Below are 24,770 nucleotides of genomic sequence, written 5' to 3'. Positions count from 1 at the left end.
AAAGACTGGAAATATTGTGAATAAGAGCGTCCTTGCAATGAAAGATTGCAATCTAGCTTACGGTTATAAAACCGTAGTTACGGGACTTAACGGTAGTGTAGAAGCTGGGGAGGCGTTGGCTTTAATCGGTCCAAATGGTTCGGGTAAAACAACGTTTTTACAAGCCATTATTGGCATCGTGCGTGTAAGCCATGGTGAGTTGCGCATGCCAAAATCTCTTTCTATCGGCTACGTACCACAACAGGTTGATTTAGACCTGACGTTCCCAATCACTGCTAGGCAGGTTGTGGCTATGGGCTTGAGTAGGCAGACAGGATTTCTTGGTTTGCTGAATAAAGCTCAGAAAAAAGCCGTTGAGGACGCTCTTAATCATGTTGGTTTACTCAATCGTGCGGATGTTCGTTTTGGCGATCTTTCGGGCGGGCAGCGCCAACGTATTTTGCTTGCGCGCGCTATCGTTGCCAAGCCAACTTTGATTCTTCTTGACGAACCATTTAACGGTTTGGATGAGCCAAATCGTCGTGAACTTCTTAATATTATGAACTCCGCAAAGCAAGAAGGTATTGCTTTTGTTGTTTCTACTCACGACTTAGTTATTGCGGATGCTATTTGCGAAAAAGCGCTACTTTTGGCTGGAAAGCAGGTTGCGTTTGGTGAGCTTCATGAAGTAATGACGAAAGAGAATATTACACGCGCTTACGGCGGTAGTATGCCGGCTGCTACTGCTGGTATTACGCTTTCTAAAATGGCTCAAGACGACGCTCAGGGTACTCAGAGCGACGCGCAGGACGCTCAGAGCGACGCGCAAGGTGCTCAAGGTGACGCTCAGTGCACTCAAGGTGACGCTCAAGAAAAAGAAAGTCAAAAATAATGCTGGCTCAAATAGTTGAATCACTAAGGCAGGCGTTAGAACCAATTCCAGGTTTTGACTTTATTGCGTCGGCACCTTATATTTTTCGCCCATTTTGCCTTCTTATAGTACTTTCTATAGCTAGCGGAATCGTTGGCGTATGTGTAAATTTGCGTTGTGCGGAATTTAATGCGGAAGCCATTGTTCACGGCATTTTTCCAGGCATTGTGGTCGGCGCATTATACGGCGGTATCGATCGCATTATTCCGGGTGCTGCAATTTGCGCAGTATTTTTGGTTGCGGCGTTGGTGTGGGCTTCGCGTTCAGCTCGAATTAACGAATCTGTTATTGCTACGGTTCTTACAACTTTCTTTGCTCTCGGCGTAGTAATTTCCCTTAAAAAAGGCGATATGTCAGGACAGCTTGAAGCGCTTATGTTTGGTAGGCTTCTCGACGTTACCGACGAGCGTATGACGCAGGCTATGTGGATTTGCTTGTTTGCGATTGTGGTACTTCTTGCCACGTGGAAGCAGCAGATTATTGTTGCTTTCGATCGCGCAAGTGCCCCTCTTATGGGCGTTCATACGCTGTTTATCGATATTGTGCTCAACGTTGGTATAGCGGCAGTGGTGGTTTCTGCATCTTCTGCGGTTGGCGTGCTGCTAGTTATTGGGTATTTGATTATTCCTGGAGCTAGTGCGCGTTTAGTTGCTCGCACGGCTGCTCGTATGGTTGCGGTTGGTGTCGCCGTCGGCATTGCGGGAGTTGTGCTGGGAATGTATGTTATGAATCTTGAACTGGATCATCCCGTTTCGCCGCAAGCTGCAATTGCTTTAAGTATGTGCGCAATGTTTGTGGTTGTGCTCGTATTGCGTTGGGCTTTCCGCTTTGTGTCCTCAATGGTTTCCTCGCATAAATCCAATAGCACAATCGCTAATAATATTCACTGCGCAAAGTTTTCAGCAATCTCAGAACAGCAGGGGGCTTAAATGGTAAGTATTTGGCAAATTATTGCGCTCCCTATTGTTGAAGCGATTGTAGTCGGCGCATTATGCGGTTTTGTAGGCTCCCTGGCTCTTCTCAATCAACGCATATTCTTTACAGAATCCATTACGCACGCAGCTTTTCCTGGAGCTGTTCTTGGCGTAGTTTTAACTTCTATGTACACAATAGACCAGAATGTGCTGTCGCTTGGATTGTTTATAGGCGCTGCAGTGGCATGTGTTGTGCTTTCTTTCGTAATGTACGCGCTTTCGCATCTTAAAGGTATTTCTTCGCAGGCGTCAGCAGGAATTACGCTTACTGTAGGTTTCGCTAGCGGATACTTTTTGAATAAGTGGTTTGCGCCTCTGCCACTTCGTATTGAAGGATTTTTAACCGGATCTTTGCTTAATTGCACTCCTGCAGACGTTGCGTCAGCGGCAGTAGCGTTCTTGCTGGTTGCAGGTATTTGGATTGCTGGCGCAGCGAATTTAGTGCACTGTTCATTTGATCCGATTAATTACCGTGCTTCCGGCGGAAAAGCTGGATTTATACAGGGCATGGTTCTGGCTCTGATTATTGTTACGGTTTCGGTTATTATTCCGGCAGTCGGAACCGTTGTTTCCGTATCTCTTATCGCGGCTCCTGCAGCAGCGTTAAAAGGAAGAATTGCGTCCATTAATAAGTTTGTGCTTGCTTGCGTAGTATCTTCTGTTTTAATAGCGCTTACTGGATTAGCGCTTGCTGTAATACTCAAGCTTTCGGCAGGAGGCACTATTGCTATTTGTGCTGGAGCTTTCTTCTTAATCGTCAAATTTAGTGAGTGGCTTATTTTTAATTTACGCAAGTGCAAATCTGTTGCAGCATAGTTGAAGTCTTACTCGTGTCCTAAAGTATCAATGAATTGCGCGTGAAAAATGCGCGCGATTGACGTCGTTTTTTGCGCGTTTTTATTAATTGTTTAATCGCGTAAGTTTTATCGACGCCACGCAAGTCCAGGTCTGCACATTAGTAACGCAAGACCCCGATAGAAAAGGACAATTATGGCTGAAAATACCATCTCCATCACCGTAAACGAGGAACGCAAGGAGGTGGATGCAAGCTTCACTGGCGTTGAACTTTTCGCGGAAGATAAAAATATTATTGCCGTGCGTTTAAATGGCGAGTTGCGTGATTTGTACACGCCTCTTCATGACGGCGATACCGTGGAATCAGTAGCCCTTGATAGTGAAGATGGCATCGCAATCATGCGTCATTCCGCTACTCACGTGATGGCTCAGGCTGTTCAAGAAATTCGACCAGACGCAAAGTTAGGCGTTGGCCCTGTGATTAAAGACGGCTTCTACTACGATTTTGATGTTGATACTCCGTTTACGCCGGACGATTTGAAGCAAATCGAAAAGCATATGCAGCGCATTATTAAAGAGTCGCAATCCTTCCGCCGTCGCGTTGTAACAGAAGAAGAAGCGCGAGCTGAGGAAGCAAACCAACCTTATAAGTTGGAGTTGATTGGGGATAAAGAAGCGGCTCTTGATCCAGCTGCATCTGGCGAGATCAGCAAGCATGAGCTTAGCATGTACGACAATGTGGATCGCGAAGGCAATAAAGTTTGGAGCGATTTGTGCCGTGGACCTCACCTTCCAAATACGCGCTATATTAAGGCTTTTAAGCTTGAACGAGTTGCTGCAGCTTACTGGCGTGGTTCGGAGCAGAACCCTATGCTTCAGCGCATTTACGGCACTGCATGGCCTAGCAAGGAAGAGCTTAAGGCTTATACAACTCGCATGGAAGAAGCTGCTAAGCGAGATCACCGCAAGCTTGGCCAAGAGATGGATTTGTTCTCCTTCCCAGACGAGATTGGACCAGGTTTGGCTGTGTTCCATCCAAAGGGTGCTGCAATTATTAACGCAATGGAAGATTATTCCCGCGAGCAGCATCGCAAGCATCACTACAGCTTCGTGCAAACTCCGCACATCACTAAGGGCGGATTGTATGAGACTTCCGGCCACTTGCAGTGGTACAAGGATGGCATGTATCCTCCAATGAAGCTTGACGAAGAGCGCGACGAAAACGGTAACGTAACTCGCCAAGGTGCTGACTACTATTTGAAGCCAATGAACTGCCCAATGCATAACTTGATCTTCAAGTCTCGCCAGCGTTCTTATCGTGAGCTTCCTTTGCGCTTGTTCGAGTTTGGTACCGTGTATCGTTACGAAAAGTCTGGCGTTGTTCACGGTCTTACTCGTGTGCGCGGCTTAACTCAGGACGATTCGCATATTTACTGCACTCGCGAGCAGATGCGCGACGAATTGAAGAGCTTGCTTAACTTCGTGCTTGGTCTTCTTAAAGATTTTGGTTTGAACGACTTCTACTTGGAGCTTTCCACTAAGGATGAGCACAAGTTCGTTGGTTCCGACGAGATTTGGGAAGAAGCAACGAACACTTTGGCAGAGGTTGCTAAAGATTCTGGCTTGGAACTCGTGGACGATCCAGGTGGAGCTGCATTCTACGGCCCGAAGATTTCTGTGCAAGCGCGCGACGCAATCGGCCGCACTTGGCAGGTTTCTACCATTCAGCTCGACTTCAACTTGCCTGAGCGTTTTAAGTTGGAGTATATTGCAGCCGACGGTAGTCACCAGCGTCCGGTGATGATTCACCGCGCACTCTTCGGATCTATTGAGCGCTTCTTCGCTATTTTGCTTGAGCATTACGCAGGCGCGTTCCCAGCATGGTTGGCTCCAGTTCAGGTGACTGGCGTTCCTGTTGCAGACGAATTCGCTCCGCATTTGCAAAAGATTATTAGCGATTTGGAAGAGAACATGGTTCGTTGCGAAATGGACAGTTCTGACGATCGCTTTGGTAAGAAGATTCGTAACGCTTCCAAGTCTAAGGTGCCGTTCACTTTGATTGCTGGCGAAGAGGATGTGAACAACAATGCTGTGAGCTTCCGCTTCCGCGACGGTAGCCAGTTGAATGGTGTTCCTGTCCAGCAGGCTAAAGAGTGGATTCTTTCCATTATTAAGCAGCGCGTCCAGGTGAATACTGCTGAAGATTTCGAGCGCTACACTAAGTAACTTAATTTAGGTAACCTAACTTAAGTAAGCTAAGCTATGTAAGCTGAATCTTAACTAACAAAAGCCCACACTTCTTAACGTTGTGTGGGCTTTTTATTATTTTCTTACTATCTTCTTACAGCCGCACAGCTACTATAAAAGTGTTATTGAACCCGAGTTTTACTTGCTTGATTGCGCTAGGAAGGTTGATTCGATGCTGGAATCGTTACGCAGTGGTTTTAAGCGCGTTATTGCCCCGATTGCAAAATTGCTAGTTCGACTAGGCGTAAGTGCTGATGCGGTAACAATTGTTGGCACATTAGCAGTAGTTGTTACAGCTTTCGTAACGGCTTTTACAGGCCAACTTGTTGCAGGAACTATATTGCTTACAATTTTCGTACTTGCAGATGGGTTAGATGGTTCAGTTGCTGCACTAACTACTGGTGGCACTCGCTTTGGCGCGTTTCTTGATTCTACTCTTGATCGTATTGCAGACTGGTCGCTTTTTATGGCAGTGTTCATTTGCTTATGGCGAGCAAATAATAAAAATGTGTGCATTTGGATGCCGTCCGTTATTGGAATGTCGTTGAAATACGCTGGATTATTTACTTGCATGATTGCGCTTATGGCTGCTTTTGTAACGTCGTACACTCGCGCTCGCGGGCAGTCGGTTTCGGTTGATCCTAAAAGTGGATTGATTACTAGGGCGGATCGCGTTGCGTTACTACTTATTGCTATGGGATTATCTGGAATTACTAATCAACTTTTCTGGTTAAGTTGCGCGATGATATCGCTAGCAATCGGCGGTATTGTAACTGTTGTTCAACGTATTCTTGAAGTAAAGCAAGGTCTTCAACAAAAAGCTAAATAAAATTTGTCGCGAAAGCGCAATAAAATCGTTTCGTTTGATTAACTGTACGTTTTAGGAGTATCATGTCAGGTCATTCCAAGTGGGCGACTACCAAGCACAAGAAGGCCGCTATCGACGCAAAGCGTGGAAAGCTCTTTGCAAAGCTTATTAAGAACATTGAAATTGCTGCACGTTTGGGCGGCGGTGATCCTGATGGTAACCCTACTTTGTATGATGCCATCGTTAAAGCTAAGAAGGCTTCTATGCCTGCCGATAACATCAAGCGCGCTGTAAAGCGTGGTTCTGGTGAAGAAGCTGGCGGTGCCAACTATGAGGAGATTGTTTACGAAGGTTACGCTCCTGCAGGTGTTGGTTTGATTATTGAATGCCTTACCGATAACCGTAATCGTGCTGCTGCTGACGTGCGTTCCACGCTTACTAAGGGTAACGGTTCCTTGGCAACAAGCGGTTCTGTGAGCTTCAACTTCGAGCGTAAGGGCTTGATTGAGGTTCCTTCCGAAGGTGTCGATTACGATAAGCTCTTTGAAGTTGCAGCTGAAGCTGGTGCTGAGGATGTGGCCGACGATGGCGATGTGTACTCTGTTTACACTGGTTCCAGCGATTTGGTTACCGTTCGTAAGGCTTTGCAGGAGGCTGGTTTCGACTACGATTCTGCAGATATTATCATGCATCCAAATAACGAAGTTGAGTTGAGCTTGGAAGATGCTCAGAAGGTTTCTCGTTTGATTGATAATCTCGACGACCTCGATGATGTGCAGAATATTTACAGCAACTGGACTGCCTCTGATGAGGTTATGGCTCAGCTTGAGGAAGCAGAATAGTTTCCTATGATGATTTTGGGCGTTGACCCCGGGCTTACTCGCTGCGGGGTCGGCGTGATTGAAGCCGGCGTTTCGCGTCGGCTTTCTTTTATTCACGTCGATGTGTTACGTTCTGATCCTGAACTTTCTCAAGATTTGAGATTGCTTAAGATTTATAACGGTTTAGTTGAAAAAATTGAGCGTTTTTCTCCGGATGCTGTGTCTATTGAACGTGTTTTTGCTCAAGAAAATCGCAATACTGTGCTCGGTACTGCACAGGTTGCTGGTCTTGCTATGCTTGCGGCTGCCCAGCGCAATATTCCTGTAGCATTGCATACGCCGACGGAAGTGAAACTTGCGGTTGCTGGGGATGGTAAAGCACAAAAACCGCAGGTTGAGCGCATGGTAGCGCGCCTATTAGGTCTTAATATACTTCCAAAGCCGGCTGATGCTGCCGACGCTTTAGCACAAGCTATCTGTCATGCTCTTCGCCCTGCCGGTGCTTTGCAGGGAGGGGAGCGTGAGCAACATTTGACGCCGGCTCAAAAACAGTGGGCTTTGGCTCAACGTGTGGCGCGTAGTGGTTCTTCTGTCGTTCGAGACATGTAGGATATTTATAGAACATCTGTTCTATTGCTTGGTTGCGTTTATTGCTGCCAGCTTGTATAAGAACACGATTTCGTCAAGTTACGTACGGCTAAGAGGTAAGCGCTTATGATTGGAATGTTGGTTGGACAGGTGGAGTCGGTTGACGCTCGCACTGCGCTTATTCTTGTTTCGGGGGTTGGTTACGAAACATATATGCCAACTGCGGATTTAGCTACGTTACGCGAGGGGCAAGAAGTTCGTGTGTATACGTCTATGCAAGTTTCGCAAGATGCTATAACTCTGTATGGCTTTACCAGTCAGTCGGCGAAAAAAATGTTTTTGCAAGTTCAAAAAGTTAGTGGCATTGGTCCTAAAGTTGCCCTTTCTTTACTTTCTACACTGAACGTCGATCGTCTTTTGCAGGCTATTTCAGAAGGTGATGTAACAACTCTTTCTTCCGCACCAGGATTGGGGAAGAAGGGTGCTCAAAAAATTATTTTGGAACTTAAGGGTTCTCTCGATTCTGAAATATTGACAAATACTGATAGCAGTTCTGTTAAATCGCAGCAGAAGATTTCTGATACTAGTGTGCAATCTGTAGTTGAGGGTCTTGTTTCGTTAGGTTGGAAGCAAGCTGATGCTCAGCGTGCTGTTGAGCATGTTTGTGAAAAGTGTAATTTTTCAATGCCGTTATCTGATTCAGATATGTCTGACATTCTGCGTAAGGCATTGGTTTCACTCGATAGGGGCAGGTGAGATGTGTCATATTTGTGTAGGGATGAATCGTTGGATGGTGTGCGATGAGCGATGAACATACTACTGCTGTAAATACGGGTGTTGCCGAGGCATCATTGCGTATGGTTTCTTCTGCACCTTTGGCAAATGAGCAGTTGAGCGATGAGGAGCTTCGACCGCGAGCTTTGGAAGGTTTTATTGGTCAGCCGGTGTTGAAAGCGCAGCTACAGCTCTTCTTAGACGCTGCTAAAAAACGCGAAGTACCTCCTGATCACATGCTTTTGGCTGGTCCTCCGGGTTTGGGTAAAACCACTCTCGCAATGATTGTTGCTAATGAGCTTCAAGTGCCTATTCGTATCACCTCCGGTCCTGCTATTCAGCATGCAGGCGATCTGGCATCTATATTAAGCGCTTTAGACACTGGTGAAGTGTTGTTTATTGACGAAATCCATCGTTTGCCGCGTGCTGCAGAAGAGCTGCTTTATATTGCGATGGAAGATTTTCGTGTTGACGTCATGGTAGGTAAGGGGCCTGGTGCTTCGTCGATACCGTTAACATTGCCTCGTTTTACTGTGGTTGGTGCTACAACTCGTGAAGGCATGCTTCCTTCTCCGCTGCGTGCTCGTTTTGGTTTTACGGCTCATCTTGATTTTTATCCGCATGAGGAGCTTGAAAAGCTTATTGAACGTTCAGCTCAGGTGCTTGGTATTAAACTCGTTGACCAAGCTGCAAAGGAATTGTCGTTGCGATCGCGTGGCACTCCTCGTATTGCAAATCGTTTACTGAGACGTGTGCGAGACTGGGCTATTGTGCACGACTTATCCGACATAAATCGTCAGGCTGTTACTGAGGCGTTGGCTTTATACCAAATCGATACGCAGGGTCTCGATCGGCTTGATATGGCAGTTTTGAAGGCGATGGTTTGCCAATTCAATGGTGGGCCGGTTGGTCTTAATAATTTAGCTGCAATGGTTGGTGAGGAATCTGAAACTGTTGAAACAGTTTGCGAACCGTATTTAGTTCGTGAAGGATTCCTCATACGAACACCTAAAGGACGTGTTGCAACCGAAAAAGCGTGGCGTCATGTAGGCTTAGAACCGCCTCGTAATGTCAGCGAGCTAGCCTAAAATATTTGATTTGGACGGCATTTCGACCGTCTTAGGGTTGGACACTTAAGGAGTTTTTACTGTGCCTCAATTTTTCCAGCAATATGGCATGCTTATCGTGCTTATCGTAGCAATGGTTGCCATGATGTGGTTCCAATCTCGTAATGCAAAGAAGCGTCAGGCTGAAATGCGTTCCTTCCACGATTCTTTGGAACCAGGTACTGAAGTTATTACCATTGGCGGGATTATCGGCAAGATTGTGAGCGTCGATACTCAGTATGAAGAAATTGTTCTCGATTCTCAGGGTAGCTTGCTTAGGGTATCATTCCGCGCTGTAAACAGAGTGTACGTGCGACCAGCGTTTATTAGTGACGAAGAAGCTGAAGCAAACGAAAAAATGGAAGCCAAAGCTGATATCGAAGAAACTGATAAACAAGATGTCTCTGAGCCAACTGCTGAGCCAACTGCTGAGTCCACTGCCGAGTCCACTGAAGAAGACAGCGCAATAGCGCTTCTCGTGACGACTGCTGCAAATTAATTATGTAATACTTGAAGTTGTGATGTGTGATGCGGTTCATGCTTCGCACATCACGCGAACATGCGTATACTTTCCTCATATTCTTAAAAACAGGTTGCAACGAAAAGAACGTTAGGATTATGACAACAACGGATATTGTAGTGAAATCATTGAAGACAGTAAGCGAAGAAGATGCAGCTTATTTTGCTTCGCTGATCCGTACCATTCCGGGATTCCCAAATCCTCGCATCACTTTCCGTGATTTTCTTCCTATTTTTGCGGATGCGCGTGGTATGCGCATTTTAATCGACGCTCTTGTTGATGCACTGCCGGTGCCAGCTGATTCCATCGACCTCATTGCTGGACTTGAAGCGCGTGGATTTTTGTTTGGTCCTTTACTCGCAGCTCGTTTAGGCAAAGGTTTTCTTGCTGTTCGTAAGGCGGGTAAACTTCCTCCTCCTGTGATTACTGAGTCCTATATGCTCGAATATGGTCAAGCGAGCATCGAGATTGAGCGTGGTGCTATAAAGCCTGGTCAGCATGTGCTTATTGTTGATGATCTGATTGCGACTGGCGGTACTGCTAAGGCTGCTGCGCGCCTTGTTGAACGCGCACAAGGAGTCGTAGCAGGTTTTAGCTTCGTCATTGAACTCAACGGCATTAGCGGCATGAGTGATTTGCATAAGTTTTCGTGCAGCAGCTTAATAACCATGCCGGCATAAATAAGCTTAATATTGAAACTTTGTAAAGCGCTGAAAATAATAACACGTTTTACTCGTATTTAGTTGCATTGAAAGGAGCTGTTATGATTGAAAAAATCAAGTCTTCCTTACTTTGCATGCTTAAGGGTGTTATTGCGCCTTGCATTACGCTTTTCGCATTTTCGCTTACCATAGGCCTGTTTTTATCGTTAACGCTTCTTGTGGTTTCTATTGAAGAGGGCACGGGTAATCTTTCTGATTCAGCCATGTCTATGACTTGGGCTGTACTCATGTTTGCTCAAGGGGTTGGAATCACTTTTGGCAACTGTGTTCTCACTATTATTCCGTTAGGCTTAACACTGCTTCTTCTATCAGTGCTTGTTGCTTTGATTCGTCGTATTAAAGGCGGCATTTTAGCCTATAGTACGGGATTTGCTGTTTGGATTGCAGCGAATGCTGTTCTTTCTCAAAATACGCATGTTACGTTGGTTGATTCACTGCTTGTTATTATTGTCAAATGTGCTTGCATATATGTGATTGCATTAGCTATTGCATTGCTTCCTAAAAGCAGGTTTAGTGAGGTTTGTAAGAAGCGGTATCAACAAATATTTCCTTCATGGGCGCAGAAAAATATTCGTATTACGGTTCGCGCAGCTATAATAGTATTTTCTCTGTATGCTGTTGTTGCAATCGTCACCGTTGTAGTGTGGTCCTTCACACATATTGGATCCGTTAACTCGTTTTTCTTGAAGTTAGGAATGCAAAACGGTTCGCGAATACTTACTACCATTGCTTGCTTAGTATGGTTGCCAAACGTGGCAATTTGGGCATTGTCTTGGATTTGTGGAGCAGGATTTGCTATTGGTAAAGTTGCTTATTTTTCCTTAAGTGCAGCACAATATAAAGCATTACCGCCTGTGCCAGTCTTTGGCATTTTCCCTGAGTCGATTAATGATTGCGTATACCGCATTCTTTTCAACTCGCTAATTCCTACTGTTTGTGCTGTAGTCGTTTTGATTATTATTCTGCATAAACGCGGTTGTGCTCTGCAATTGCATAACATAAAAGACAGCACTGATCGTAAAACGTTTATGGTGAATGCCGCGCAGTCTGCAGGAGATTGTATTGGTATTGCAGCAATTATTACGGTGGTATGCTCCGTAGTGTTTTCCTTCGCTAATGGTTCTTTGGGAGAATATAGGCTTGCGCACATAGGTGTTGACATTATTGAGAGCACGCGCGCCGTTGGACATCTCACTTTGTATGCCGTTGGCATAGCCTGGGGATTGGCTATTATAGGCAGCTTTTTTGCATGCGGAGTGCGTTATCTTATTGGTTTGTTGCCGTACGGAAAATCTTCGCACAAAGATGAAGATCCGCAGAATAACAAGTCTTCTTTAAGTGAGCAATCTTCTGAACGCACTTTGCAGAAGGAAACGAAGGAAGCTGAAACAAAAATCGAGCGTAATCAATCTGCCGCGCGCTCGAAATCTGTCTCACATTCGAAATCTGTCCTCGACGAAATTCAGGAACTTCCACCAATTGCCTCACATTCTCCCGTAAATACAACTACGGCTGAAATTATTACCGCTACTAACATTGCTACTAATGTTGCTACTAACGCTGCTACTCAACCTAGCGATGATAGTAAGGAAACTCTTACCCGCCAAAGTAAGGCTATTCCAGCAACTGATTCTCATGTTTCAGCTACACCTACTGCTTCAACTTCACACGATTTGCCAACGCAGCCTAACTTGCGCACTCAAAAATTTGAAGCGCTACGTAAACAGTCTGCTGCAGCGTTGGAAACGTTATCGACACTTACTGATACTTGTAAGCCTGCGGCTAAGCGCGTTTACCGCAAGGCAAATAAGATTACTCGTACCATTGCGCATGGCTTTACCAACGGCCTTAAAGCGAGTGTTCAAGCTGTGAAAAATGTTGCGGTCTCCAACACTACCAAAGCAACTAAGCAATCAGATACAGTGTCGCATAACGCTACTGTACGACGTGCTTCATCTCATGTCGATACGAAATCAGCGCACACTACCAAACGCGTTGCAACAGCAGTGCGTTCCTTAAAATCCGCTGCTCATGATTCTACTCACAGTCTGAGTAAAGCTGTTGGTGACAGTGAGCAGAAAATCTCACCTTTGTCTTTGAAGAAAACCGCTAGTAAACCTAGAACGGTTTCGTCAAAGGCCAAAAGAAAATAAATTCCTCACTATTAAGGAAGGATGACCGCCGTGCAACAGACACAAAGCCAAGAATTACATGCAGATGTGCTGATAACCACAGGAACGAGGTCAATTCACCGAGTACTCGTCTCAGTTTTTCACAAGGAAGGACTTGAGGTACTCGCAAAAGCGTTTATACAAGCTGGCACGGAAGTTGTGTCAACTGGTTCAACAGCAGCGCGCCTTGCTGAGCTTGGCGTGAATGTTGTTGAAGTTTCTAGCGTTACAGGATTCCCTGAGAGCCTTGATGGTAGGGTAAAGACTTTGGATCCGCATATTCATGCTGGAATTTTGGCGGATATGAATAATGCTGACCATGTTAAGCAGTTGGAAGACTTGCATATTGCCCCATTTGACGCTGTAGTAGTTAATCTGTATCCTTTCGTGGACACAGTCATGAGTGGCGCAGATAGTGACGCAATTATTGAAAAAATTGATATTGGTGGGCCTTCTATGATTAGGGCTGCGGCAAAAAACCATAAGTCTGTTGCCGTAATTACCGATCCTGCAGATTATCAATTGTTAGCTGATCGTATTACTTCTGGAGAAGGTTTTAGCTTAGAAGAGCGTGAGTATCTTGCAGGGAAAGCTTTTGAGCACACTGCTGCTTACGATGCTGCTATTGCTCAGTGGAGTAGTGCTGCATGGCCAAAACCAGAGACGCTGAGCAATTCTGCAGCTTGCGTCGATGAGTCTACAAGTGTGGATGCTAATGCTGACGAAAGAAAGAAGGTTCTGCTTCCTTCTCAGTACACGCGAACTTGGCGTTTGGAACACGAGCTTCGCTACGGTGAAAATCCTCATCAAGAGGCCGGACTCTACGTGGATCCTTTGCACAAGGGTGGTTTAGCTCAGGCTGAGCTTCTCGGCGGCAAACCAATGAGCTATAACAATTACGTGGATGCGGATGCTGCTTGGCGCGCGGTGTGGGATTTTGCTCCGCAAATTGCTGTTGCTGTCTGCAAGCATAATAATCCTTGCGGCTTGGCAATTGGAGCTACTGCAGCTGAAGCGCACAAAAAGGCTCATGCTTGCGATCCTGTGAGTGCTTATGGTGGCGTGATTGCTGCTAATACCAAAGTGACTTTGGAAATGGCAGAAAGTGTTCGCCCAATTTTCACCGAAGTTATTGTTGCTCCAGACTATGAGCCTGAAGCTTTGGAATTGCTTCGCACTAAGAAGAAGAATCTTCGCATTTTGAAGGTTGCAAATCCGCCAGTTTTGGATTTGCAAGTGCATCCTATTGACGGCGGCGCGTTAGTGCAGTCGGCAGATAAGATTGACGCTTTTGGTGACAATCCTGAAAATTGGAAGCTTGTTTCTGGAGATCCTGCTGACGAAACAACTTTGCGTGACTTGCAGTTTGCGTGGCGTTCGCTTCGCTGCGTAAAATCTAACGCTATTTTGCTTGCTCACGACAATGCTACTGTTGGTATTGGTATGGGCCAGGTAAATCGCGTGGATTCTTGCCATTTGGCTGTTGAGCGCGCGAATACTTTGGCAGATGGTGCTGAGCGTGCTCGTGGAGCTGTTGCGGCTTCCGACGCGTTCTTCCCATTTGCCGACGGCCCGCAGATTCTTATTGAGGCTGGAGTAAGCGCAATCGTTCAGCCGGGCGGTTCTATTCGAGATGAAGAAGTGTTCGAAGCTGCGCGCGCTGCAGGCGTAACGATGTACGTAACGGGCGCTCGTCACTTCTTCCACTAAATTCGTGAATTTGTAAATTCGTAAAATATCGAATTTGTAAATTTGTGAATTAGTAAAATAAGTAAATTAATATTCTGAAATTGCAGCGTTTGAGCACTTCAAGCGCTGCATTTTTGTTTTTAGTTTATTGTTTTGGTTTATTGGTTTTTGGTTTATTTCCACTTGCCACTTGCGTTGATAAGCGCACGCACTTTGCGCGTGTTATTAGACGGGTTTATTGGACGGCATTATTCACTAATTCTTGTTTGCGAAGCATATTATAATATCATAACAAATGGATGCTTGTGCATGTTATGTTTTCGTTTTTTATTGGGAGGCATGCAGATGAATAGTGTGAATAATAAAAAGCTCAGTGTGATTAGTGCTGTGATTATTGCTTCGCTTATTATAGCTGGTGCAATGGCATCTGCTGCCAGTGCTTCAAACATAGCTGGTGCTATTTCCAGCGTGAGTCGTGGGGGGGGGGGGGCTGCTAATTCTGCTATAAGGTCTTCTACAAACTCTCCTGCAAACACTCCTATAAACTCTGCAAATGTTGGGCCTAGTGAAACTCCAACTTCTCCTTTAGTTAATAAACCACCTAAGCGCAAATTAAATGATCGTGATGTACTTTTTATGAGTGAGTGCACGGCGAATATTACAACAGAGAATGGTACGAAATATCTTGTTATAAAGCCTGAGGGTAGTAACACTGACTGTGTTATTAGTGGTAGTCATCATCCCAAAAAACTTTATTGGAATAATGTATATGATGTTATTTCTAGTCCTCAATCTAATGGTGCTACGCTTCGTTTTGAAGGCAATGTGTATGGTTATGGGGAACTTATTAAGTATGCTGAGCCAGATTTGTCTGGAGTCGCAACCGGTTCATGGGGTCTTTTTGAAAATTCTGGTATAAAATCTTTGGGTAATATTTGGCGGTTTGATGTCAGTAATGTTACTAGTTTTGAACAATTATTTAAGAATTGCAAGAATTTAACTGATGTCAGTGGTTTGAAAGATTGGGATGTGAGCAATGTTAAAACAATGGAGGAAGCTTTTAATGGCTGCAATGAACTAAGCAACATCAGCGCGTTAAATACTTGGAACGTAAGCAAAGTAACTAGTTTTAGAGTGATGTTCGGAGAGACTGCTTTAACATCTGATAGTCTTAATGCTCTTAAAGGTTGGGATGTGAGCAATGTTAAAGATATGAGCAGTCTTTTTTATAATTGCACGTATCTCACTAACGTTGATGCTTTGAGCAAGTGGAACGTGGGCAGTGTTACCAGCATGGCTGGAATGTTTGATTCCTGTTCAAATCTTAAGAATGCTGATGGTATGAAAAAGTGGAATGTGAGTAATGTCACTTCCATGCATGAGATGTTTTATCGTTGTTACCGATTGGAGCATCTTGATGCCTCAAACTGGGATGTAAGTAATGTTATGCGTTTCAATCAAATGTTTGATGGTTGTGGAGCTAAAAGTGTAAATGGTGCTGTTGTTAACTTTAGTAATAAAACTTTTAACGAAAATACAGATATGACATCAGCTTTCATAGACTATGATGGTGTATTTATTGCTAATAAGTGGAATACTAACAATATAAATAATATTAATCTTAAAAAAGTATATGCTTTTGGTACTTCTGATACGAATAGTTCAGGAAGTATTGTTATCACAGATAATGATAAGATTCTTACTGAGTTTAAGGGTTATAAGTTCACTCCTGTTAGTAAGAAAGTTACTATTCGTTACAAAAATAAAAAGAATTCTATTGACAATTTTAAGAATATTTCTGTTCCATTCAGCATATATGCTTTTTACGATTCGCGTATTGATGCTAGTACGGGTAAAAGTAATCCAGCTTCTTATGACCCTTTCGCTATTGTGAATCCTTACGTGTACAAGCTTATCAATTATTATGTTAAATACCTTCGTACTAAAAATGCTCAATATGAGTTCCCTGAATACTATGACATTGTTCCTTCAAAAAATTTTGATAAAACAAATGCTATGTCGCTATTCCAGGAGTACTATTTAGCTCCGCTAAAACTTCAAGCAGTTAAAGGTAAGATGAAGTATGAGGCAGATTCAACATTAACTTATAATACGCAACAGAAAATCAGTGACCCTTCTGATGGTAGTGAGTATGTAAAACTTGGAGCTTTTAAAGATGGAATTTGGGACGAAGATGCTACTAGCACATTCAAAACAATTAAGAGCGCTGTAAATGGTATTACGAAGGTCGGTAATGTAAAGACCGAGACAAAAACTATCAAGTTTAATACTGTAAAAATTGAAGATTCTACATTAAAGAAAGGTCAAACGAAGGTAAAAACTGCAGGCAAGAACGGTTCAAAGAAGGTTACTACTACGTATGCTGTCGATCCAGATAAAGGCTTGACTAAAAATATTGAATCTGTACGTGGTGAGTATATTGCACCTGTAGATAAGGTGATTTTGGTTGGCACGAAGGAAGATCCAAAGCCGCCTACTCCGCCTACTCCGCCTACTCCACCAACTCCGCCTACACCTTTGCCGACGCCACCTACACCTTTGCCAACCCCGCCGGCACCAGAGCCACCAACTCCGCCTACTCCACCAACTCCACCGGAGCCTTCAAATCCAAAAGATCATGGTGGAAATGAGCCTGGTGGCAATAAACCAGATGTTTCTCATAATCCTCATAGCTCTCATCATCAGAATCATCCTCATCATCCTGATAATCCGGATTATCCTCATCATCTGGATAATCCTATGAATCATGGTGGTGACATTACACCTGGAGGATCTTCAAATTCTGGCCAAGGTATTAATCCAGTATGGCCTTATATTCCTGAGCTGAATATTCACGGTGACGTAAATGGAAGACCTGATACATCGAGTAATAATAATGGCGACAATCATAGACCTGGTTCTGCCGGTGGCTTAAATAGCTCGCCAAATGCGAACGGTAGTGATACTGGTAAGGCTTTTATAAAGAACGACTCTACTGGTAATGGTTCTACCTGTAAATGTTCATGTAGCACTGATGTAAATTCTGGCAACGCTGGTGACGCAAATGGCAACAACAAAAACGGAATGAATCCTTCAAGTAATGCGAAAGTTCATAGCGTACTTTCTAATACTGGTTCTGCTGCCCTTGCCATCGTGCTACTTGCGTTTAGCTCTGTAATTATTGGTTTGATTGGATTCGGTGTATTGTCTGTGAAATGTCGCCGTGTGAAATGTCGTCGCATGAGATGTTGCTGTGTGAAACATTTGAATGATAACTAGTTGTTATCGCTAATTTTTCACGAAACTGAGGCGGATGCTTGGTAAAACCGGGCATTCGCCTTTGTTATCGCGAAGTAAGTATGATACAAGTATGACAGATAGTGAGCTAAAAACTAAGCGCGGTGAAACAGAGCATCCGTACGTGTCGGAAAAAACTGAAGGAAAGCCTTATGCGGAGTGGATTGTAGCAGCTGTTGCAGCTGTGTGTGCTGTGTTGGCTTTTATGGGATACACAATGGCCGCCACAGTAGTACTTGCTGCGACGGCCATTGTGCTGGGTGTTATGCGCATAGCATTGCGTCAACGTAGCCCATGGAAAGTTCGCTCAGTTGGTTTTGATACTTTCATCAGCATGGCGTTGGGTGCAGGTTTGCTCATAACGTATTGTTCTATTACATTTCTGCTGTAACTTTAGTTACTAATTAAAGTTACTAGTTAATAACTTTAGTTACTAACTAAAGTTACTAACTAAAGTTACTAACTAAAGTTACTAACTAAAATAGTTATGCTGCTTTATAAGAGTTGGGAATCATTGTCGGCAGCATCTGCAGATTGTGCTGGATTAGCATTTGGATCAGCATTTACACCAGCGTTCATGCCAGCATCTGAATAGGTATTCACATCAGTATTCACGCCAGCATTTACGCCGTTTGCTTCCGGAGCTGCCATGGTAGCAACTGCAGTTTTTGCGTGTGCTTTCGCATAATGTGCCTGAGAGGCAGGAGCGGTGACAAGCCTCGTAAGCAACATAACAAAACCAACAAGAGCTGCAGCAAAAATTGGGGCAACCCAGAAAGCCCACAATTGTCCTAATGGGGAAGTTGCAAGCTTGTGAGATTGCGCAAGAATAGCAATACCGGTTGAGCGGGCAGGATTAAGTCCTGCGCCTGTAACTTGATAAGTCATAAAGGTGCCGGCAGCATAAGCAATGCCCATGTGTGTTGCGTAACCGCACTTAGCGTTACCGTGCTCATCAGTATGAGCCATTGCGGTTGCAACAATAACAAGCACTGCAATAACTTCAACAACCAGTGCAGTAACAACGCCAAAGGATGCGTTAACACTCTTTAACTGGTTTGCTGAAATAGAACCAGATTCAAAACCGTTTACTACTGGAGCAAACCAACTATTATCTGGAACCATCTTGGTTTGTGGCAAAACGAAAACAAACAAACTTGCTGCTGCGATAGCGCCAAGAATCTGAGCTATTATATAGCAGATTCCAGCAACGTACGATGTGTGACCAGTGAGCATGGATGCGATGGTGATGGCAGGATTGAGATGACCACCAGAAATTTTGGCGGCAATACCAATAGCAGCGGCGTATGCAATTCCAGTGCCGATTGCAACCATCAATAAGTTGATGCCATACATTGCTGTAGCCATCGAAGAGAATGTGTAAATTGCGAACATTGCCATTAAGCTAGCAATAAACTCAGTAGCGGTACGAATAACAAGTGGAGCGGTAGGCTGAGGCTTGCAGCAAGCAGATTGTGACATGTTGGCCATATATATTCCTCACTTTATAGGTATGTTGCGTTATTGATTTGCAACATTGTGAAACGTTTGCTATAGTAGCACGGCTATGCCATACGATAGCATAGAACGACGTGGTAATTTTCTGATTTATCACAATTAACAAACAATTACACAATAAGTAAGAATAGAATTGCTAGTGAGTTGAGTGTTACACATACCAAATGTAGTAACAAAACTACGCAATTCGTGAGGTCACGTTGGGAGAACGATGCCAAACGCATATTCCCGCGCCAATCAGGCGCATTCAGATGACAACAACGCCATTCGACTGCAGAAGCTGCTTGCTGAAGCGGGATTTGGTTCAAGACGCAAATGTGAGGAGATTATTCTCGACGGGCGTGTTGAAGTTGACGATGAATTAGTAACGACATTGGGTACGCGCGTCGATTCAAAGCGTCAGAAAGTGCGCGTTGATGGTTCGCGCGTAAAGTTTAATACTAAGCTGGTGACGCTTGCTTTGCATAAGCCAAAGCGAGTACTGAGTGCTATGGATGATCCAAAAGGTCGCTTTACTTTGCGAGACATTGTGGGAGACAAGTACGAGCGTATTTTCCACATGGGCCGCTTGGATTACGATTCTGAAGGTCTTATTTTAATGACCAACGATGGTGAATTAAGCCAGCATGTGATGCACCCAAAGTATGAGGTTGAAAAAACCTATATTGCAACTGTTGAAGGCAAAATAAACGGAATGGTTTGCCGACGCTTGGTTTCGCAAGGTGTAAATCTTGAAGACGGTTGGATTAAGCTCGACCGTTGCGCAATAATCGACCAGAATCACGACACAACAATGGTAAAAGTCGTATTACATTCGGGTAAGAATCGTATTGTGCGCCGAATTTTTGGTGCTGTAGGTTACCCTGTAAAGCGCTTGGTTCGTACGCAAATTGGCCCTATTAAGTTGGGTGATTTGAAGGCGGGATCGTATCGTGTGCTTTCTCAAACTGAAGTGCGTTCGCTTTCTAAGGAGGTTGGCCTGTGATTTGTGTAGCAATTGATGGACCAGCAGGAGTAGGTAAGTCTTCTACTTCTCGCGCTTTAGCGCAATACTACGGTTTCGCATATTTGGATACGGGAGCCATGTATCGTGCTGCTGCATGGTGGTGTTTGAAGCAGGGTATTGATTTAAGTACGCAGCTTGAATTGGATGAAGAAGGTCAGCCAACTAATCCTGCGGATGCTGAACGTTTTGACCAAATTGTTGAAGCTGTTGGTGCTTTATTTACTGAAGATCATGCTGAATTTAGTGTTGATCCAAAAAATCCTGTAGTAGTAATCGACGGCGAAGATATTAGCGAAGAGTTGCGTTCTGGCGAAGTTTCTTCGCATGTATCTACTGTTTCTTCAATTCCTGCAGTTCGCCGCATGCTTATCGCTGCTCAGCGCGCGTATATTGCGGCAGAGTCAGCTGAAGATTCCTTCTCTTCTGGAGAGGGCATAGTTGCAGAAGGCCGCGATATTACTACTGTTGTGGCTCCTAATGCGCAAGTTCGCGTGCTGCTTACCGCTCGTGAAGAAGTGCGTCAAGCTCGTAGAAACAAGCAAGATATTGCGCAGGAAAGTTTACAAAATAATCAATCTAAAAATAATCAAACGTCTGAAGAAGACGATATTCGTGCTCGCGACGCTAAAGACGCCAAAGTAACGCATTTTCTTCAAGCTGCGGACGGCGTAACTACGCTCGATAATTCAGATTTGACGTTTGAGCAGACGCTTGACGCGCTTGTTGAAATGGTTGACGCTGCTGTTGAGCAGGATGAGTACGATCGTTACGCTGCGAATCTTGAAGGCTACGATCTTGACGAGGAAGACCGCGCGCTGCTTCGTGGTGACGTAGTAAATGAAGATGACACAAAAAACACTAAAGCGGTTGGCGTAATCGCTGTAATTGGTCGACCAAACGTTGGAAAATCAACGCTTGTAAACCGTATCCTAGGCCACCGAGTTGCTGTTGTAGAAGACACTCCAGGCGTTACTCGAGACCGCGTAAGCTATGACGCTGAATGGGCTGGAACCAACTTTAAGCTTGTGGACACAGGCGGTTGGGAAGCTGATGTTGAAGGTATTGATTCTTCGATTGCTCAGCAAGCTCAAGTTGCGGTACGTTTAAGCGATGCTGTGATTTTCTTAGTAGACGGTCAAGTTGGTTTGACGGCTACAGACGAGCGCATTGTTTCAATGCTTCGCGCTGCTGGAAAGCCTATTACTTTAGCGGTTAACAAGGTTGACGACGCTAGAAGCGAGTATTTGACAGCGGAGTTTTGGAAGCTTGGTATGGGCGAGCCTTACGGAATTTCCGCAATGCACGGCAGAGGCGTGGGAGACTTGCTTGACGCTGCTCTTAACTCTTTAAAGAAAGCGAATAAAACTTCGGGCTTCTTAACCCCAGAAGGTCTTCGCAGGGTTGCGTTAGTTGGTCGACCAAACGTTGGTAAATCCTCACTTTTGAACCATTTGGCTCATGAGGAGCGTGCAGTTGTAAACGACTTGGCTGGTACCACCCGAGACCCTGTTGATGAGGTTGTGCGAGTTGACGGCGAGGACTGGCTGTTTATTGACACGGCTGGTATTAAGCGCAGGCAGCACAAGCTTACGGGTGCTGAATACTATTCTTCACTTCGTACACAGGCTGCGATTGAGCGTTCAGAACTCGCCTTGATTCTTTTTGACTCTTCCCAGCCTATTGCAGAGCAGGATTTGAAAGTTATGAGCCAGGCTGTTGACGCTGGTCGCGCAATCGTACTTGTGTTTAACAAGTGGGATTTAATGGACGAATTTTCCAGGCAGCGCATGGAACGCTTGTGGAAAACTGAGTTTGAGCGTGTAACTTGGGCTGAGCGCGTGAACCTTTCTGCAAAAACAGGATGGCATACGAATCGCCTCGCCCGTGCTATGCGAACAGCTTTAGATAGCTGGGATAAGCGTATTCCTACTGGCAAGCTCAACGCTTTCTTGGGGCGTATTCAATCTGCACATCCGCATCCTTTACGAGGCGGCAAGCAAGCACGAATCTTGTTCGCAACTCAGGCGTCCACTCGCCCTCCACGTTTCGTGATTTTCACAACCGGCTTCTTAGAGCACGGGTACCGTCGCTTTATTGAGCGATCGCTTCGTGAAGAGTTTGGATTCGAAGGTACTCCTATCCAAATCTCCGTAAAAGTGCGAGATAAAAAGAAGCGCAAGTAAAGTTACGAATAAAGCGCAAATAATAAAAGCGTAAATAATAAAAGCGCAAATAATAAAAGCGCAAATAATAAAATCGCGAATAAAGTTAAGTAGGAGCGTATATGGCTGGATTAGGCGAGTTAGCTCTTGATTTGCATCATGCTACCGAAGATGAGATTTTTCAAGCATTTGTTGATTGGGTTAAAGACAACAAGCACGTGGACTTGTGGCAGCATCAAGAAGAATCCATTATGGATCTGCTTGCAGGAGACCACGTAATCTTAAACACTCCAACAGGTTCCGGAAAATCTCTTGTTGCGCTCGGTATGCATTTTGCAGCACTCGCCACAGGCAGACGCTCCTACTATACTGCGCCAATCAAAGCGCTCGTATCCGAAAAATTCTTCGATCTAGTTGCTATTTTCGGGCGAGACAACGTTGGTATGATTACTGGCGACTCGCATATTAACGCGGATGCTCCAATAATCTGCTGCACTGCGGAAATCCTAGCAAATCAAGCGTTACGTGAAGGCGTAAACGCAGAAGTTGACTGCGTTGCAATGGATGAATTCCACTACTATGGAGACCCAGAGCGCGGATGGGCTTGGCAAGTGCCGTTGCTTACTCTTCCAAACACGCAATTCTTACTTATGAGCGCAACTCTTGGCGACGTAACGGATATTGCAGAACGCTTAGAAAAATCAACAAAACGAAGCGTCGATATTATTGCTGACGCGCCTAGACCAATCCCACTCGAATACGAGTACACAGATAAGCCTCTTGCAGCAACAGTAGAACTCTTATTTAACAAGGGTTTAACGCCGATTTACGTAGTTCACTTTTCGCAAGATGCAGCACTTGAAACCGCGCAAGCGCTCGCAAGCACGGGAGTTTCAAGCAAAGAACAGCGAGATAAAATCTCTCAAGCTATTAAAGGCACAAAGTTTACTACCGGATTTGGCAAAATCTTACAAAGATTATTGCGCACTGGCGTTGGTGTGCATCACGCTGGCATGCTTCCACGCTACCGTAGGCTTGTTGAACAGCTTGCACAACAAGGTCTGCTACCAGTTATTTGTGGAACGGACACTCTCGGAGTTGGTATTAACGTGCCAATTCACTCGGTTGTGCTTACTGCGCTCACAAAATTTGATGGGAATCGTAGTCGCAAACTTCGCGCACGTGAGTTTCACCAAATTGCAGGGCGTGCAGGACGAATGGGATTTGATACTGAGGGCTTAGTGGTTGCAGAGGCTCCAGAGTTCGAGATTGAGAACGCGCGCGCTGTCGCAAAAGCCGGAAATGATCCTAAAAAACTTAAAAAAATTAAGCGTAAGAAGGCTCCGGAAGGATTTGTTGTTTGGGGTGAGCCAACGTTTACTAAGCTGATTGAAAGCGCTCCTGAAACTTTGAATCCGCACATGGTTGTAACGCACTCAATGATTTTGAACGAAGTTACGCAAGGTGGGGATGCTCGCGCTCGCGTTGAAAAACTTATTGAAGATAGTGCGCAAAAGCCGCAAGATAAAGAAAAATTGCTTGAGCGTTGCGACGATATTTTCCAGACTTTGCTCGATACTCAAGTGATTGAATGTAAAGAGTATGCGAACGGTTCGTGCGATTATGAGCTTGACGTTGCAATGCCGGAAGGTTTTGCGTTGGATCAGCCGCTTTCCCCGTTCTTGCTGGCCGCTTTGGAACTTCTGGACCCAGAGTCTCAAAGCTATGCGCTTGACGTGATTTCTATGGTTGAAGCCACTTTGGACGACCCTAAGCCTGTGCTTCGCGCGCAAGAGCGTAAGGCTCGCGATGCTGCGATGGCTGGTATGAAGGATGATGGCGTCGACTACGAGGAGCGCATGGAACGCTTAGCTGAAGTTAGCTATCCTAAGCCTTTGGAAGATTTATTAGCTCCTGCTTTTGCGCAATATCGCAAGGATGTGCCTTGGGCGAACGACTACTGGATTAAGCCTAAATCTGTGCTTCGAGACATGGTTGAAACTGCTTCCGATTTTACCGGCTACATTTCGCGTTATGGCATTGCTAGAAGTGAAGGAACGCTTCTTCGCTACCTTTCTGACGCTTACCGTTCGCTTGCGCGCACTGTGCCGGAAGACATGCTTAACGAGGAGTTGCGTGATATTATTTCGTGGCTTCGTCTTGTTGTGCGCTCGATTGATTCTAGTTTGGTTGACGAGTGGGAGAGTGCAGGCGGTTCGGATGCTGAAGCCAGTGCTGTAACGCTTGCGGCGCCTGGAACTTCTGAATCTGTGGTTGAGGATCGTCGTGGGCTTATTGTGTTGATTAGGAATGCTATGTTCCGTCGCGTGCAGCTTATGGATTTGGAAGATGCTGAGTCTCTCGGCGAGTTGGATAAAGCTTGGGGCTATGGCGTTCACGAGTGGAATGATGTGCTTGACGATTACTACGACGAGCATGAGTATGTTGGTATCGATGCTAAGGCTCGAAGTGGCGACTTGTTTATTTTGGACGATTCGCTTGAAAAAAGTGAGCACTCTTGGAAAGTTCGTCAAATTATTGACGATTCGGATGGAGATCATAATTGGGCTATTACTGGCGTTGTAGATTTAGATACAACGCAAGACGAAGGCGAAGTTGTGTTCTTTGATTACCAAGTTTCGCACGTATAGTGCTGCGAACT

General features: G+C 44.9%; 19 protein-coding genes. 18 read left to right on the top strand and 1 reads right to left on the bottom strand.

What is annotated here, in order from left to right; all coding sequences use genetic code 11:
• The first annotated feature begins 37 nt into the window (after positions 1 to 37).
• The 15 genes from HXT56_RS03040 (at position 38) to HXT56_RS02970 (ending at position 17,813) form a co-directional block, all read left to right on the top strand.
• Positions 38 to 871, top strand: a complete 834-nt coding sequence (locus tag HXT56_RS03040; protein WP_421778475.1) for a metal ABC transporter ATP-binding protein — start codon at positions 38 to 40, stop codon at positions 869 to 871.
• Positions 871 to 1,839: a metal ABC transporter permease gene (locus HXT56_RS03035; protein ID WP_116711785.1), complete on the top strand. Its 969-nt coding sequence runs from the start codon at positions 871 to 873 to the stop codon at positions 1,837 to 1,839. The genes HXT56_RS03040 and HXT56_RS03035 overlap by 1 nt, the downstream gene beginning before the upstream one ends.
• Entirely contained in the window at positions 1,840 to 2,700 is an 861-nt protein-coding gene (locus HXT56_RS03030) for a metal ABC transporter permease (RefSeq protein ID WP_116711784.1), read from the top strand.
• A 174-nt stretch (positions 2,701 to 2,874) separates the two neighbouring features.
• On the top strand, positions 2,875 to 4,905 hold the full coding sequence (thrS, locus tag HXT56_RS03025; protein ID WP_116711783.1) for a threonine--tRNA ligase: 2,031 nt from the start codon (positions 2,875 to 2,877) through the stop codon (positions 4,903 to 4,905).
• Positions 4,906 to 5,098: 193 nt separating this feature from the next.
• Complete coding sequence (locus HXT56_RS03020; RefSeq protein WP_421778412.1) at positions 5,099 to 5,755, top strand: CDP-alcohol phosphatidyltransferase family protein; 657 nt, start codon at positions 5,099 to 5,101, stop codon at positions 5,753 to 5,755.
• Between the two features lie 62 nt (positions 5,756 to 5,817).
• On the top strand, positions 5,818 to 6,576 hold the full coding sequence (locus HXT56_RS03015; RefSeq protein WP_116711781.1) for a YebC/PmpR family DNA-binding transcriptional regulator: 759 nt from the start codon (positions 5,818 to 5,820) through the stop codon (positions 6,574 to 6,576).
• Between the two features lie 6 nt (positions 6,577 to 6,582).
• Positions 6,583 to 7,164 carry a crossover junction endodeoxyribonuclease RuvC gene (gene ruvC, locus HXT56_RS03010; RefSeq protein ID WP_116711780.1) on the top strand — a complete coding sequence of 194 codons (582 nt, stop codon included), beginning with the start codon at positions 6,583 to 6,585 and terminating at the stop codon, positions 7,162 to 7,164.
• A 105-nt stretch (positions 7,165 to 7,269) separates the two neighbouring features.
• On the top strand, positions 7,270 to 7,899 hold the full coding sequence (gene ruvA, locus HXT56_RS03005; RefSeq protein ID WP_421778411.1) for a Holliday junction branch migration protein RuvA: 630 nt from the start codon (positions 7,270 to 7,272) through the stop codon (positions 7,897 to 7,899).
• Positions 7,900 to 7,943: 44 nt separating this feature from the next.
• Positions 7,944 to 9,005 carry a Holliday junction branch migration DNA helicase RuvB gene (ruvB, locus tag HXT56_RS03000; protein WP_250309448.1) on the top strand — a complete coding sequence of 354 codons (1,062 nt, stop codon included), beginning with the start codon at positions 7,944 to 7,946 and terminating at the stop codon, positions 9,003 to 9,005.
• A gap of 61 nt (positions 9,006 to 9,066) precedes the next feature.
• Entirely contained in the window at positions 9,067 to 9,522 is a 456-nt protein-coding gene (gene yajC / locus HXT56_RS02995) for a preprotein translocase subunit YajC (RefSeq protein ID WP_421778410.1), read from the top strand.
• Positions 9,523 to 9,641: 119 nt separating this feature from the next.
• Complete coding sequence (locus HXT56_RS02990) at positions 9,642 to 10,223, top strand: adenine phosphoribosyltransferase (RefSeq protein WP_116712044.1); 582 nt, start codon at positions 9,642 to 9,644, stop codon at positions 10,221 to 10,223.
• A gap of 83 nt (positions 10,224 to 10,306) precedes the next feature.
• Entirely contained in the window at positions 10,307 to 12,418 is a 2,112-nt protein-coding gene (locus HXT56_RS02985) for a DUF6350 family protein (RefSeq protein WP_421778409.1), read from the top strand.
• Between the two features lie 21 nt (positions 12,419 to 12,439).
• Positions 12,440 to 14,146: a bifunctional phosphoribosylaminoimidazolecarboxamide formyltransferase/IMP cyclohydrolase gene (purH, locus tag HXT56_RS02980; RefSeq protein WP_421778408.1), complete on the top strand. Its 1,707-nt coding sequence runs from the start codon at positions 12,440 to 12,442 to the stop codon at positions 14,144 to 14,146.
• A 318-nt stretch (positions 14,147 to 14,464) separates the two neighbouring features.
• Entirely contained in the window at positions 14,465 to 17,404 is a 2,940-nt protein-coding gene (locus tag HXT56_RS02975; protein WP_421778407.1) for a BspA family leucine-rich repeat surface protein, read from the top strand.
• 91 nt (positions 17,405 to 17,495) lie between these two features.
• A complete protein-coding gene (locus tag HXT56_RS02970) occupies positions 17,496 to 17,813 on the top strand; it encodes a DUF3017 domain-containing protein (protein ID WP_250309444.1) in 318 nt (105 codons plus the stop codon).
• Between the two features lie 104 nt (positions 17,814 to 17,917).
• Here HXT56_RS02970 and HXT56_RS02965 read toward each other — a convergent pair whose 3' ends face one another.
• Entirely contained in the window at positions 17,918 to 18,913 is a 996-nt protein-coding gene (locus HXT56_RS02965; RefSeq protein ID WP_116711775.1) for an MIP/aquaporin family protein, read from the bottom strand.
• A 238-nt stretch (positions 18,914 to 19,151) separates the two neighbouring features.
• On the opposite strand from HXT56_RS02965, the gene HXT56_RS02960 reads away from it, so the two are divergent.
• The 3 genes from HXT56_RS02960 (at position 19,152) to HXT56_RS02950 (ending at position 24,759) form a co-directional block, all read left to right on the top strand.
• Positions 19,152 to 19,925, top strand: a complete 774-nt coding sequence (locus HXT56_RS02960; RefSeq protein ID WP_421778406.1) for a pseudouridine synthase — start codon at positions 19,152 to 19,154, stop codon at positions 19,923 to 19,925.
• Positions 19,922 to 22,129: a bifunctional cytidylate kinase/GTPase Der gene (der, locus tag HXT56_RS02955; RefSeq protein WP_421778405.1), complete on the top strand. Its 2,208-nt coding sequence runs from the start codon at positions 19,922 to 19,924 to the stop codon at positions 22,127 to 22,129. Before HXT56_RS02960 ends, der begins: the two co-directional genes overlap by 4 nt.
• A 101-nt stretch (positions 22,130 to 22,230) precedes the next feature.
• On the top strand, positions 22,231 to 24,759 hold the full coding sequence (locus tag HXT56_RS02950; protein WP_421778404.1) for a DEAD/DEAH box helicase: 2,529 nt from the start codon (positions 22,231 to 22,233) through the stop codon (positions 24,757 to 24,759).
• Positions 24,760 to 24,770: the final 11 nt, after the last annotated feature.

The sequence above is a fragment of the Gardnerella nova genome, from assembly GCF_049244055.1.
GTDB classification, from domain to species: domain Bacteria; phylum Actinomycetota; class Actinomycetes; order Actinomycetales; family Bifidobacteriaceae; genus Bifidobacterium; species Bifidobacterium vaginale_H.
This window is presented reverse-complemented; position numbering and strand designations above follow the sequence as displayed.